This window comes from Adlercreutzia sp. ZJ473 (assembly GCF_013185065.1).
GTDB lineage: Bacteria > Actinomycetota > Coriobacteriia > Coriobacteriales > Eggerthellaceae > CAAEEV01.
Window position 1 is genome coordinate 25,295 of record NZ_JAAVTO010000003.1, and the last position, 12,914, is coordinate 38,208.

15 protein-coding genes are annotated in these 12,914 nt (G+C 65.3%); 7 read left to right on the forward strand and 8 right to left on the reverse strand.

Annotated elements, in window-relative coordinates; all coding sequences use genetic code 11:
* The first annotated feature begins 7 nt into the window (after nucleotides 1-7).
* The 3 genes from phnC (at nucleotide 8) to HRL41_RS01125 (ending at nucleotide 3,204) form a co-directional block, all read left to right on the forward strand.
* Nucleotides 8-790 (forward strand): phosphonate ABC transporter ATP-binding protein, encoded by a 783-nt coding sequence (gene phnC, locus HRL41_RS01115; RefSeq protein ID WP_165172389.1) that lies wholly within the window; start codon nucleotides 8-10, stop codon nucleotides 788-790.
* A complete protein-coding gene (locus tag HRL41_RS01120) occupies nucleotides 791-2,509 on the forward strand; it encodes an ABC transporter permease (protein ID WP_172135136.1) in 1,719 nt (572 codons plus the stop codon).
* A 95-nt stretch (nucleotides 2,510-2,604) separates the two neighbouring features.
* Nucleotides 2,605-3,204: a leucine-rich repeat domain-containing protein gene (locus HRL41_RS01125; RefSeq protein ID WP_172135137.1), complete on the forward strand. Its 600-nt coding sequence runs from the start codon at nucleotides 2,605-2,607 to the stop codon at nucleotides 3,202-3,204.
* A 43-nt stretch (nucleotides 3,205-3,247) separates the two neighbouring features.
* On the opposite strand, the gene HRL41_RS12375 is transcribed toward HRL41_RS01125, so the two are convergent.
* Nucleotides 3,248-4,009 carry a DUF2703 domain-containing protein gene (locus HRL41_RS12375; RefSeq protein WP_172135138.1) on the reverse strand — a complete coding sequence of 254 codons (762 nt, stop codon included), beginning with the start codon at nucleotides 4,007-4,009 and terminating at the stop codon, nucleotides 3,248-3,250.
* Between the two features lie 124 nt (nucleotides 4,010-4,133).
* On the opposite strand from HRL41_RS12375, the gene HRL41_RS01135 reads away from it, so the two are divergent.
* On the forward strand, nucleotides 4,134-4,499 hold the full coding sequence (locus tag HRL41_RS01135) for a C-GCAxxG-C-C family protein (protein ID WP_172135139.1): 366 nt from the start codon (nucleotides 4,134-4,136) through the stop codon (nucleotides 4,497-4,499).
* Nucleotides 4,500-4,504: 5 nt separating this feature from the next.
* Nucleotides 4,505-7,042 (forward strand): molybdopterin-dependent oxidoreductase, encoded by a 2,538-nt coding sequence (locus tag HRL41_RS01140; RefSeq protein WP_172135140.1) that lies wholly within the window; start codon nucleotides 4,505-4,507, stop codon nucleotides 7,040-7,042.
* Between the two features lie 8 nt (nucleotides 7,043-7,050).
* On the opposite strand, the gene HRL41_RS01145 is transcribed toward HRL41_RS01140, so the two are convergent.
* The 7 genes from HRL41_RS01145 to HRL41_RS01175 all read right to left on the reverse strand — a co-directional run bounded on the left by HRL41_RS01145 (nucleotide 7,051) and on the right by HRL41_RS01175 (nucleotide 11,479).
* Nucleotides 7,051-8,406, reverse strand: coding sequence for an MFS transporter (locus tag HRL41_RS01145; RefSeq protein ID WP_172135141.1), 1,356 nt, complete (start codon nucleotides 8,404-8,406; stop codon nucleotides 7,051-7,053).
* Between the two features lie 9 nt (nucleotides 8,407-8,415).
* Nucleotides 8,416-9,081 carry a GNAT family N-acetyltransferase gene (locus HRL41_RS01150; protein WP_172135142.1) on the reverse strand — a complete coding sequence of 222 codons (666 nt, stop codon included), beginning with the start codon at nucleotides 9,079-9,081 and terminating at the stop codon, nucleotides 8,416-8,418.
* A 123-nt stretch (nucleotides 9,082-9,204) separates the two neighbouring features.
* Nucleotides 9,205-9,444: a hypothetical protein gene (locus HRL41_RS01155; protein WP_172135143.1), complete on the reverse strand. Its 240-nt coding sequence runs from the start codon at nucleotides 9,442-9,444 to the stop codon at nucleotides 9,205-9,207.
* Nucleotides 9,445-9,454: 10 nt separating this feature from the next.
* Nucleotides 9,455-9,826: a plasmid mobilization relaxosome protein MobC gene (locus HRL41_RS01160; protein ID WP_172135144.1), complete on the reverse strand. Its 372-nt coding sequence runs from the start codon at nucleotides 9,824-9,826 to the stop codon at nucleotides 9,455-9,457.
* 683 nt (nucleotides 9,827-10,509) lie between these two features.
* On the reverse strand, nucleotides 10,510-10,794 hold the full coding sequence (locus tag HRL41_RS01165) for a ribbon-helix-helix protein, CopG family (protein WP_172135145.1): 285 nt from the start codon (nucleotides 10,792-10,794) through the stop codon (nucleotides 10,510-10,512).
* A 9-nt stretch (nucleotides 10,795-10,803) separates the two neighbouring features.
* Nucleotides 10,804-11,061, reverse strand: coding sequence for a hypothetical protein (locus HRL41_RS01170; protein ID WP_172135146.1), 258 nt, complete (start codon nucleotides 11,059-11,061; stop codon nucleotides 10,804-10,806).
* Nucleotides 11,062-11,287: 226 nt separating this feature from the next.
* Entirely contained in the window at nucleotides 11,288-11,479 is a 192-nt protein-coding gene (locus HRL41_RS01175) for a recombinase family protein (protein WP_172135147.1), read from the reverse strand.
* A 263-nt stretch (nucleotides 11,480-11,742) separates the two neighbouring features.
* On the opposite strand from HRL41_RS01175, the gene HRL41_RS01180 reads away from it, so the two are divergent.
* Both HRL41_RS01180 and HRL41_RS01185 read left to right on the forward strand, forming a co-directional pair.
* Entirely contained in the window at nucleotides 11,743-12,060 is a 318-nt protein-coding gene (locus HRL41_RS01180; RefSeq protein ID WP_216662446.1) for a ribbon-helix-helix domain-containing protein, read from the forward strand.
* Between the two features lie 51 nt (nucleotides 12,061-12,111).
* On the forward strand, nucleotides 12,112-12,747 hold the full coding sequence (locus HRL41_RS01185; protein ID WP_172135202.1) for a GyrI-like domain-containing protein: 636 nt from the start codon (nucleotides 12,112-12,114) through the stop codon (nucleotides 12,745-12,747).
* Nucleotides 12,748-12,914: the final 167 nt, after the last annotated feature.

The window sequence follows — 12,914 nt, forward strand, 5'->3', positions numbered from 1 at the left end:
CGGCCCCGTGAGCACTGCGGACCTCCTGCGCATCACCAACCTCTCGAAGAGCTACGACGGCTCGACGAAGGCGCTTGACGGGGCCTCCCTCTCCCTGAGGCGCGGGGAGTTCGTCTCCATCATCGGAAGCTCGGGGGCGGGGAAGTCGACGCTTCTGCGCTGCGTCAACCGCCTGATCGACCCTACGGAGGGGTCGATCCTGTTCGACGGCACCGAGGTGTGCGGGCTGCGCGGCCGCAAGCTGCGCGGGTTGCGCCGCCGCATCTCCATGGTGTTCCAGCACTACAACCTGGTGCACCGCTCAACCGCCATCGAGAACGTCCTTCAGGGGCGTCTTGGCTACAAGAACTCCCTGGCAGGCGCTCTCAGCCTGTTCTCCGAGGAAGAGAAGCGCAACGCCTTCGAGGCGCTCGAGCAAGTGGGGCTCGGCTGCTGCGCCTACATGCGCGCCGACCAGCTCTCCGGCGGGCAGAAGCAGCGCGTGGGCATCGCGCGCGCCCTCGTTCAGGACCCGCTGCTCATCTTGGCCGACGAGCCCATCGCCAGCCTCGACCCCATAAGCAGCCGCACCGTCATGGAGCACCTCCGCTGGGCAGCCGACGAGAAGGGCATCGCGTGCCTGGTGAGCCTCCACCAGGTGGAGTACGCGCAGCAGTTCTCCGACCGCGTCATCGGCATCTCGGGCGGCAAGATCGTGTTCGACGGCGTCCCGGCCGAGCTCACGCCGGCCAAGATCGCCGAGATCTACGGCGAAGACAACCCGAACGCCCCTTTCGCGGAGTGCTGCTAGATGGCCCGGCTGAGAGGGACGCGCCGCAACGAGCTCACCGACGCCGCCGAGGACGCGGCGGCTGCCGAGAAAGGCGCCTGCGAGGCTCGCATGAGCGCGAGCTTCTTCCCCAAGAAGTACGCCTCGTGGGTGGGCATCCTCGCCGCCTTCCTCCTCATGGGCTTCTTCGCGAGCGACTACATCGGGTTCAACCCCATCGCCGCCGCGCTCGACTTCCCCGGCGGCTTCATATGGTTCCTGCAGGAGTTCGCGCCCAACGAAAAGTCCCTCGAGCAGCTCCCGCGCATCGCGAATGCGCTGTTCACCACCATCCTCGACGCCATCGCCGCCGGCACGCTGGCAGCCATTCTCGCCTACATCCTGGCGGTCCTGGGCTCGCGCGTGACGGGCTTCGGCGGTCCCGTGCAGATGGTCATCCGCGCATTCGCCACCATCCTGCGCAACATCCCCACCGTGGCCTGGGGGTTCATCCTGCTGTACTCGTTCAAGCAAGCTGAGTTCACAGGGTATCTGGCCCTGTTCTTCAAGAGCCTCGGCTTCCTGACGCGCACCTTCATGGAGACCATCGACGAGGTCGACCAGAAGCCCATCGAGGCCTTGCGCGCCGCAGGCGCCACGCGGTTCCAAATCATCGCGCAGGGCGTCGTCCCGCTCACGCTTCCGCAGATCACGAGCTGGGTGCTCTATATGTGCGAGACGAACTTCCGCGATGCCACGCTGGTGGGCATGCTCACGGGCACGGGCATCGGGTTCGTGTTCAACTGGTACTACCGCACGTTCAAGTACCCCATCGCAGGACTGGTCATCATCTGCATCGCCGTGGCGGTCATCCTGGTCGAGTCGGCCTCGAACTTCGTGCGCCGCCGCGTCGACTTGCAGAGCGACCACGCCGGCGAGATGCGCACGCGCCGCTCGGGACGCATCCAGCTGAAGGTCATGGGCAAGTCAGACTGCATCCTGCTGGCATTCGCCCTATTCCTGGTGATAGTGACGGCCTTCACGTTCTTCCAGATGGACTACGGCAAGGTCGACGTGGCGAAGGCGGCGGAGAACTTCCTCAAGTACTTCGTCATCATGTTCTCAAGCCCGCACCTGGCTCACTTCACCGCCGAGGAGATGATCGGAGCGATGGGCGTGACCATCGGCATCGCCGTGCTCACCACGCTCGGCGGCATGGCCATCGCGCTGGCGCTCTCGCTTCTGGCAGCATGCAACCTGTCGAGCAAACGCGTGAGCAACGTGATCAAGACGCTCATGGCGCTCATTCGCTCCGTCCCCACCATCATCTGGGTGCTCGTGTTCACCGTGGCTATCGGGCTGGGGTCTGAGGCGGCCGTGGTGGGCATGATGTTCCACACCGTGTCGTTCTTGACGAAGGCGTTCTCCGAGGCGTTCGAGGAGACCGACCAGGGCGTGCTCGACGCCCTGCGATCCACAGGCGCCACGTGGGGGCAGGTGGTCACGCGCGGCGTGATGCCCGACAAGCTCAACGAGATCCTGTCGTGGACGTTCATCCGCTTCGAGAACAACTTCGTGGGCGCGGTGACCGTAGGCGCCATCGCCGGTTCGGGCGGCATCGGCTACCAGCTGTACATGGTAGCGAACTACATGTTCGACTGGCACGAGATGGGGCTCATCATCTACATGTGCTTGGCCGTGTCCATCACGCTCGAGGTGATCGCCACCTACCTGCGCAAGCGCTTCATCGTGCATCGGTAGGGAAAAGCTCGCACGGAAGGTTGGCGCGCGCCACGTCGCAGAGAAATGCACGAGAAAGGCTCACAGGGTGCGAGAAGGGAGGAGCACACGAGCACATGGGCGACTTCAAGCTGACATTGGACGAGTACACGGGGAGCGACGAGTGCGTCCGCGTGCCTGACGGCGTGGCCGTCATCGGGAGACGGGCATTCGCCAACAACCGCCACCTGCGCGCAGTGACGCTGCCGGAGGGCGTGCGCGTCATCGAAGAGCAGGCGTTCGCCTCATGCGTGAGTTTGGAGAGGGTGGAGCTGCCCGCGAGCCTCGAGCAGGTAGGGAAAGCGGCGTTTCGCGGGTGCCGGAGCCTGCGCGCGATAAACCTCGCGGACGCCCGCATGCTCACCGAGCTGCCCGAGGCGACGTTCCAACGCTGCCTCGCCCTCGAGGAAGTCAACCTGCCCGAGAGGCTAGAGTCGATGGGGACCTCGTGCTTCAAGAACTGTGCCGCTCTCGCGCACGTCGAGATCCCCGCAGGCGTGGCCTTCATCGAGCGCGAGACGTTCTGCGGATGCGCGCGCCTGCGCGAGGTCGCGCTGCCTGAGGGGCTGGTGGCGCTTGACGCGCGTGCGTTCTGGAACTGCAGCGCGCTCGGGTCGTTTGCACTGCCCGCAAGCGTTGACTTCCTCGCCGACGACGCGTTCGGCGCCGACGCCTAGCAGATGTGCTGCGACGCGAGCGGCGCCTTCGCGGCATCGCTCGCTAACAACAGCAGCAATCCGCTGATGTGTTCGCGGCTCCCTCGCGCACCTCGCGTTCTTTGCGTTCCTTGCCCTCGAAGAACCCGCGCAGGTTCTCGGGCAGCACGTAGGGACCTTCCTCCGGATCGGCCTTCTTCTGCTTGATGACCGTGTCTATGATGTTGGCCACCAGCATGTCGGTCGGCGGCACCTCGTAGTATGTGCCGTTGAAGGGGAAGACGCGGCACTTCACGTCGTAGTCGCTGATGTCGCTGCAACAGTCGCAGTCGTTCTCCTCGATGGAGGGGCACACGTCCACGCCGTTCACGCGAACCGTCGGCGAGCTGTAGAAGCGATAGCGCTCGGCCAGCGCGGCGTTCTCGACGTCGATCTGGTTGAGCACCAGGTTGTAGCCGCACGCCTCGAGCACCGGGCGGCACTTCTCGACGGCGCGCGCCACGCGCTCGTCAGTGCCCTGGCAACGGTCGCACACCGTGAGGTCGAGGAACAGGAAGTCCACGATGACGTTCTTCTTGTAGCCCTTGTACGGATCGTCCTCGCAGCTGTAGGCGCTGTCGGAGCAGCAGCCAGAATCGCCGCAGCAGCAGGACTGCTCGGTTTCCTTGGACTTCTTGCCCTTCTTCTTTTTCTTGCCCTTCTTGGACTTCTTCTCTTTCTTGTTCTTCTTCTTGGTGTCGCCGCAGCAGCAGGACTGCTCGGCCTTGTCCTCGCCCTGCTCCTCGGAGCCGCAGCAGCAGGGCTCCTTGTCCTCAAGCTTCGCCACTCTTCATCCTTTCATCGCAATACTCCATATCCAATAGTTGTGATGAGCCTATAATACTCCTTGTTGAGGGAAAGAAGCGCGAGGCGCGCGGACAAGCCGCCCAAACCGCACGAGGAGCCGTCATATGGGAAAAGACAAGAAAACGAAGAAGGGCCAGAAGGACATGTCGTGCGAAGCGGCGCCGAAGAACTGCGTGCAGTTCATGCTCATGAGGTATCGCGGCGAGGTCGGGCTGAAGCCGAAGCAGGCCATGCGCCTCGGCGAGCCGCTCGGGCACGGCATGGCGCACGGCGGCACCTGTGGTGCGCTGATCGCGGCCCTTATGCTGACGGGGCTCGCAGGTCGGGCAGATGCGACCGAGCCCATGGTGCACGCGTTCCAGCGCGAGCTCGGCTTCCTCACGTGCTCCGACCTGATGCGTCACCACGTGTCGTGCAACGCCTGCATCAAGAAGGGCTGCGCCCTCGTCGACGAAGTGCTGGAGGGATAGCCGTAGTGAAGCTGACGAAGATCCCCTCCACCTGCCAAGGGTGCCTGGCGAACTGCCCCGTGACCGTGCGCGTGGAGGCCGACGGCGACGTGCGCGTGGAGGGTAACCCCGCTTGTGCGGCAACGCACGGCGCAACGTGCCCTAACGTGCGCATCGCCGAAGAGCAGCGACGAGACCCCGACCGCCTGCTCTACCCCCTGCGCCGCACCAATCCGCGCAAGGACCGCCATGAGCAGCCGCGCTTCGAACGCATCACCTGGGACGAGGCGCTCGATGAGATAGCCGACCGTCTGATGGCGCTACGCACGCGCGGCGAGGGACATCGCGTCGCCTTCGCCAAGGGACGTTCCACGGGCATCGCGAACCTGCTCATGAAGGCGCTGCCCGACATCTACGGCACGCCCAACCGCCTCGACCACGACAGCATCTGCGCCGAGGCTGAGAAGCTCGCAACCGGATGCCTCGACGGAACGTGGGACTACCACGACTACGACTTCGAGCGAGTCGAGCACGTGATCATGTGGGGGACTGACCCGCTCGTCGGCAACCGCATGAAGGCGCGCTTCCTGCGATGCGCTCCCGACCTGCGAAGGCGGGCTCACGTCACCGTCGTGAGTCCGCATCGCTCCCTCACTGCCGAGTACCTGCTGCGCAGGAGCGAGGACGCGATGGGCGGAGAGGACGAAGCGGGCGCCAAGGCCGACGCGGCCGACGTGGCCAGCGCAACCAGCGTGGCCGTCGCGGCTGATGCGGACGGCGACACACTGCATCGCTGGTTGCCCGTCATCCCTGGCACCGACGGCGCGCTCGCCTGCGCGATGGCGCACGTCATCTTGACGGAGGGCCTGTGGAACCGCGCGTACGTGGGCGACTTCGCACCGGACGCGCCCACGCAGCGCTTCGAAGCAGGCATGCGCATCGACGAGGACGCCTTCGCCGAAGTCAGCACGCACGGCCTTGTCACCTGGTGGAACGAGGCCCTCAAGGACGCAACGCCGGCTTGGGCGGAGACGCGCTGCGGCATCGGCGCCAATGTCATCCACGAGACGGCGCGCGCCTTCGCCGCCGCCGGACCCCGCGCCATCTCGTGGATCTCCCCCGGCGTCACCATGTGCGCCCGCGGACTCTACGCCGGCATGGCCTGCTATGCGCTCAACGGGCTTGTGGGGTCGATCGGCACCGAGGGAGGCGTGCTGCGGTTCCCGAGCATCCCCACCTCGGCGCTCCCCTCCACCGAGCCGTTTCAAGACGAGGCGGCACGCGAGGCAAACGCCCTACCTCCCGTCGATCACCGTCACGACCAGGGGCTCGCGGCAGCCAAGGCCGGCAAGCTCGGCAGCTACCCCGTGATCAACGCCGTGGCTGACGGCATCCTGGACGGCGAGCCCTACGAGCTCGACACGCTCATCGCCTACTGGGTGAACTGGGCGTACTCATGCACCGGCGCGCAGCGCTGGGAGGAGGCGCTCGCGCGGGTGCCCTTCTTCGTCCATGTGACCACGAACCTCTCGGAGACCTCGATGTTCGCCGACATCGTGCTCCCTGCACGCCACCACCTATTCGAAGACTGGGGGTTCGCACGTTCGCGCATGGGTGGCATCTCGTGCGCGACGCTCGAGCAGCCCAGCGTGGAGGCCCCGGGGGAATGCCGCGGCGACGAGACCGAGTTTCCGTTCGACCTGGCCGTCAAGCTGGCAGAACGCGAGTTCGACGCGCCTCTGCGCTACTATCGCTCCGTGTGCGACCCCTGCACGGGCGCCGCGCCGCAAAACGGCCGCGAGCTGGGAGAGTTCGCCGCCAAGCGCATGCTGCGCCCCCTTTGGGACAAAGACGGGAGCGGCGCACGCGAAGCATGGGAGGCGTTCCGCGCATGCGGCGTGTGGAACAGCGAGCACGTCGTCGGCCGCAGCGACAGCGAGCCCGTCGAGCCGCTTCCCACGCCTTCGGGCCGCTTCGAGTTCGTCAGCGAGAAGCTCCGCTCGTTGCTCGAGGAATACGCGCGAAAGCACGACCTCGACTTCGACGAGGCCCTCTCCACGCTCGGATACGAAGCGCGCGGCACGCTGGCGCTCGTCCCGCACGCCGAGCCGCCCGTGCGCCTCGGCGACGAGAACGCGTTCCCCCTCGTTCTCACGCAGCACCGCTCACGGCTCTCGCTTGAGGGCCGCGCGGCCAACACGGAGCGCTTCCAGCGCCTGAAGGGCACCGACCCGGGTGACGAGGCCTGGGACGACGTGCTGAAGCTGCACCCCGATGACCTGGCGAAACTGGGTCTGACCTCGGGCGACGCCGTCCGCGTGACCTCAGTGCAGGGATCCATCACATGCCGTGCGAAGGCGTGGGACGGCACGCGCCCCGGCGTGGCGGCGAAGTGCTACGGGCAGGGCCACTGGGCCTACGGGCGCGTCGCCGCAGCTGACTTCGAACACGGCATCCCGCGCGGAGGCAACAACAATGAGCTCATCCCCGCCACGTACGAGCGCGTGAGCTCCGCCACCGCGCGCCACGGGGGCCTCGCCCGCATCCGCGTGGAGAGGGCCTGAGGGACGCGCTACTTCACGGGCTTGCGCGCCACCTCGACGTAGGCGCTTGGGCGCACGTTGCGCTTGATCAGGCGGAAGCAGCAGAGGGCCGTCACGGGGATGGCGATGGCGAGCAGGGCGCCGAAGTCGAAGCTTGCGATGGTGCCGAACCGGTCGATGATCATGCCGCCGATGGAGGGCCCGAACGCCATGCCGCACGTGCTGCCGGCGCTCATCCAGGTGATGGCCTCGGTGAGGCGGTCGCCCGGCACCGCGCGCTCGCACGTGGCGTTCGCCACGATGAGGAAGGGCGCGTAGAACAGCGCGGCGAGCGTCGACACCGCGAAGAGCGTCTCGGCCGAGTTGATGAGGCACATCGTGCCGTACGCGCACCCGATGAGCACCGCGCACCCCACCAGCTGCACATGCTGCGGAACGCGCAGGCTCACCATGCCGAACACGAACCCCATGGCCATGGACACGCACGACGCGACGACGAGGATCACGCTCGCGATGTTGGGGTTGCCCAGGTCCTCCGCGAGCGACACGGTGGCGGTGTCGAACACGCCGTAGAACGCGCCCACGAACATCATGAGCACGAACAGCACGCGCACCACCGGCGACGTGCGGATCACGCTCCCGTGGCGCGCGTCGGACGCGAGCGCCGCGGACGCCGCGGCGCCCTCCCCTTCGCCACCTTCCGCAGGCATCCTGGCAGCCGAGGCCGCAGCGCCCTTCCCCTCCGAGCCCTTCGCCGTCCAGCCGGGCTCGGGCTCGGTCGACTTCGACAGCGTGAGCACCGCGGTGCCCGCCACGAACGCGATGCCGCCGGCGAGCAGGCCCGCCACCGGCGCGATGGCCGTGGCCAGCGCGATGGAGATCGACGGGCTGAACATGAAGCCGATGTCGTCGAGCACGCCCTCGTAGGAGAACATGGTGCGCAGGTCGGGCGCGGCGTCGCCGAGGCGCCCCGTGCGGATGAGGTACGTCCAGCGGGCGCGCGGCAGCGCCTGGGGGCTCGGCACGAACCCCATGAGGACGGCCGCCGCGAACAGCACCCACTCCGGCCCGCGCAGGCTCACGTCCACCAGCATGATCGCGAGCCCCGCCATGGTGACGGCTGCGGCGACGGGCACCACGCGCGACTGACCGCGCTCGTCAATCAGCTTCGACACGCGGGGCGAGATGAAGAACGTGGCCAGCGCGATGGCCGACGTCGCGAGCCCCGCCGTGAAGAACGAGTAGCCCGCCAGCGTGAGCATGGTGACGGTGCCGATGTTCATCATGTACACGTAGAAGCGCATGAGGAACGCGCCCGCGTCGAACGGGTACGCCGCGCGCACGCGCAGTATGGCCTTGTAGACGCCCGGGTTCACCGTCGACATGGAAATCCCCTACAGCTCGAGCTCGTACAGCACGAAGTCGGTGACGCGCGGGTCGGCGTAGGCCAGGCGCGCATGGCCGCGGTTGTCGAACCCGTAGCGCTCGTAGAGGCGCTGCGCGCCCTCGTTGGTGCCGAGCGTGTCGAGGCGGATGACGCGCTTTCCCTGCTCGCGCGCGATCTCGCGCACGCGGTCGATCATGGCGTGCGCGATGCGGCGCCCCTGCAGGCTCGGGTGGACGGCGAACAGGTGCACCACGGCCACCTCGTGCGGCTGCGCCGCAACGCGCCAGGGCACCTTGTCGTAGCCTTCCGCCACCTCCTCGTTCACGATGATCGCCGAGGCGAGCACGCGGCCGCCTTCGGGAAGGCTGAGCCAGCCTATGAGCAGGCCGCCCTCGCGGACGGCGCAGGCGAGCTCGTCCTCGGAGGGATGGATGCCGCGCTCCCACAGAGGGTCGTTTTCGGTTCCCGAAACCGCGGCGATCACGTCGTCGTAGAAGCCCATGACCTGGGGGATGTCGGCGAGCGCAGCGCGCGTCACCACGAGGTCGCGCGGATCTACGGGAGCGAGCCGAGCCGCGGGGGCGGGAGTTGGGGCAGAGGCCGGGGTGGTCGGGGTGGCGGGTGCGAATGTGGATGCGGAGGCCGGGGTGGGCTTCGGCGTGGATGCGGGCATGGCGGCTCCTTGGGGATGTGCGCGCCGCGCGATGGCGGCGCGGCGGCGCCTCTCCGTCGTCTGAGGCTGATCGGTGTCGTTCGCTGCAAGCCTACCACATCGCGCGCCCGCGCGTGCGGCGCGTCACGCGCATGCAAATGGCGGCGTAACGACGGCGTAACTTTGATGAGCGAGGTCCCAGCTCGTCGCGTAGTAGGCCCTCGCCACGTCGAGGGGGCCCGAGCCCAGGGCTCCTTGCGAGAGGATCACCGCGGAGAGCGGCGTCCCGCCGAGGAGGGCTTCGAGCAGGGGTCCGGCGAAGGGCGAGACCACGAGGGAGGCGGCCAGGGAAGCCGCGACCCAGAATACGAGGTTTCTTCTCATGGCATGCCCCCTAGATCGAGTCGCGGGATTCCGCGATGAAGGCGCACACGCTGCTGGCGGCCTCGCTGACCGCCGCGATGGCGGCGCTGATCTCCGGGGCGAGCTCTTCCGCTTGATGCCGAGTGTTTACCTCCCTCTGAAGCTGGTTGAGGTTGCCCCCCGCCTTGCGGACTTGGGCGAGGAGCGCCTTGAGCTCGCTTGCGTCCACCACGATCCTGGGGCGCTTGTCATCGCGCAGCAGGCGACGGCGGGCGTATTCCGAGACGTTGAGCCCGCTCCTTGCGGCAGCGCTCTCAACGCGCGCATGCTGGCTGCTGCTCAGCCTGAGGCTGAGCCACCTGCTCTTGTTGGCAGGATGGGCCTGTTTGGTCTTGCCGGTCATGTCCGCCCTCTATTCCAGGACGGCGAGCTGGGACCCTCGTCGCACGGTGAGTTGCACCAGATTTGCGACAGATTTTGCACCAGTTTCGCCGTCCGTCGTTTCTCAAGAGGACTTTCCTGACTTAGCGAATGTACCTGCGAACTCGGTAAAGTCCGTGCGATGCCTTGGCGTCTCGTCCGTTTTCCACACTCGTAATGCGTAGGTCAGCGGTTCGAATCCGCTCGTTGGCTCCAGTAAAACCGCAGGTCAGTCGTTCATCGGCTGACCTGCTTTGCTTTTCTGAGCAGGGAAACGAGGGCGGTACCGAGGGTTAATGCGGGTTAATGCTCGGGTCAATGCTCAAAAGAGGGTTGCCGACAACGGCGCTTTCCCATCCACTCCTCAGGCGATCCTGGATGAAAAGGGGTCGTTATCGGCGATTTCTCGGGAAAAGTGGATGCGAAAGCGCCGTTGTCGGTGGTTTTCGGGGCTCGAATCGCCGACAACGCGCCTTTTCCATCCAGCTTTTCAGAATGGTGGATGGAAAAGGCGCGTTGTCGGTGCCCAGAACGGAAAGAAGGCGTTGTCGGTCCTTCGAGTCCCATCCCAAGGAAAGGGGCAGGGGGACGGGACGTTGGAGCAGAAACCCTTGGGAAGCCCCTTCGCTGGCAAGCTGGGATGAAGCAGGGCGAAAAAGTAATCAATTAAGCGCTTGCCGCCAAGAGTCCGTTTTCCAACAACTCCCGAGCTGCCGCGCTCGTTGACACACCCCTGCTCTCGGCGCGCGCCTCGATGGCTCTCTTCATCCCAACTGGCACCTTCACGGAAAGGACCACGCTTTCGCCTAAGTCGACGGGCGGCTTGCCATGAACCACGTCGCCGACGTTCACCCAACCGTTGGGCCACTCGTCGCAGTCAAGAGACTCGCACCAAGTGTCGACCATTTCATCAGTGACGAGCTGTCCGCTTGCTGTCCTTATCGTTGCCATCATGCCCTCCTAGCGCGTGAATCCGAGTTCCTTCTTGAACTTCTTCGTAGGCGGAACCATGGCGTGGAACACGCACCAGACGCCGTCCTCGCCCAAGAACCCCACCAGCTCTGCCATCCTGCCGTCGGCGAGCACGCCGACGGCTATCCAAAGCGGCGGGTCATCGACTCCGTTTCTCTGCCTGCACCTCAGGGGGTTCTCCCATGCATAGGCCACCTCGTCGGCCGTAAGCCCGTGCTTGAGCGCGTGACCGTGAACCCTGACCATAACCCACCTCTGCTTCTTGAGCGGTGTACCAGATGGTATATTAAGTAGCATACCATCTGGTACGAAAAAGCGGGGCAGAACGAAGTACAAGCAGCTGATTCGTCAACCCTGGAGTAGAGACTACGCCTACCAAAGAGCAAACAAAATCCTTGCAATATCGGCCTTAGCTTGTCGTTTCGCCGAATCAGCATCAACTGAAGCAACCCGAGCACGAACAAAAGCAAAGTCAAGGGTGAGGCTCCGACCTGAGCCTCCGCACCAGCGCCTTATACCTTGGTCTGTCGAAGTCCTTGCCACTCGCTTTGTCGGCGTATATGCGCCTCCCCTCCACAGGGAACGCAAGCAGCGCGTCGACTTGGCGGTCAAGGTTCTGGTCCTTTGAAGATACGCGCGCGTATCCGTAAATGATGGAGCCCATGGCACCTCTTTTCCCTCTCAATGCCTCCCTTGCTCTGGGCCCCAAGCCATCAAGGCACTGAGGCCCCTACCATGGTCTGGGATGAGTCGAGGCTGTTCCATGGGAATCTGCGAGAGAGCCAAATTGGGCTTGGATGTGCGCGTACAACGGATCTGGGATGAAACGGGGGCGAAAGAACTTTCGGGTATCCTATCGCACGCTTTGCGCTTGCTGCAATTTGTATTACAATCAGTATTACGATAGGCGTTACAACCAGGAGAAACATGACGAAGGTTGACCCGAACGCCCTCAAGCATGACCTCTCAGAGCAAGGCCCGAAGGAGGTCTCAACGATGACAGAGTACGGGCTCGCGGACGGGACCGTCCTGACCGCCGCCGACATAGAGCGCGAATGCATAGAGTACGAGAGCGGAACATGGGAGGGGCGCCTCGAGCGTATCCACGTCGGGCCTGTCGCAGTCGCCGACGAGCCGCTTGTGTCCATAACTGTGAAGTTCCCTGCGTCAATGGTAGCCGCCATAGACGGAAAGAGCGGAAACCGCTCTGACTACATACGCAGGGCGGTCGCAGCAACGTTATAGGCAACCTTGACAGCCCCAGCTGGCACCTGACGAGGAACGGAGACGATGACCGTGGCGTTCGACTACAAGAAGGAGCACAAGGAGCTCTACGTCCCGGCGCGCAAGCCGAGCATCGTGGAGGTTCCCGCGATGAACTACCTGGCGGTGCGCGGCAAGGGGGACCCGAACGCCGAGGCGGGCGCATACAAGGAGTCCATCAGCTTGCTCTACGCCGTTGCGTTCACCATCAAGATGTCGAAGAAGGGCGACCACCGCATCGACGGCTACTTCGACTTCGTCGTGCCGCCGCTCGAGGGGTTCTGGCGGCAGGGCGAGGCGAACGGGCCGATAGACTACGCGCGCAAGGAGGACTTCAGCTTCATATCCTGCATCCGCCTTCCCGACTTCGTGTCTCCGGAAGACTTCGCCTGGGCTCGGGAGGAGGCCGCCCGCAAGAAGCAGATCGACCTTTCGAAAGTGGAGCTCCTTGCCGTTGAGGAGGGATTATGCGTCCAGTGCATGCACATCGGCCCCTACGATGACGAGCCCGCCACCATAGAGCGCATGAACGCGTTCGCGGCGGCAGGCGGATATGCGCCCGACTTCAGCGAGCGGCGTCAACACCACGAGATCTACCTCTCCGACCCGCGTCGCTGCGCACCCGAGCGCCTCAAGACCGTCATCCGCCATCCTGTCCGCGCCGTCTGAGGCGGGAGGCGCAAACTCCAAGCTCCTTCGAGCAGGGCTGGCGCGCATCAGACGCGTCAACCGCTGGCGCCTTCGGGGCAAGGGCGAACGCGCCTCGAGCGTGTCGACAATAGGCGCATCCCGAACGCACCAGCCGCAAGCACGCCACCTCCGCCCGCCAAGCGCGA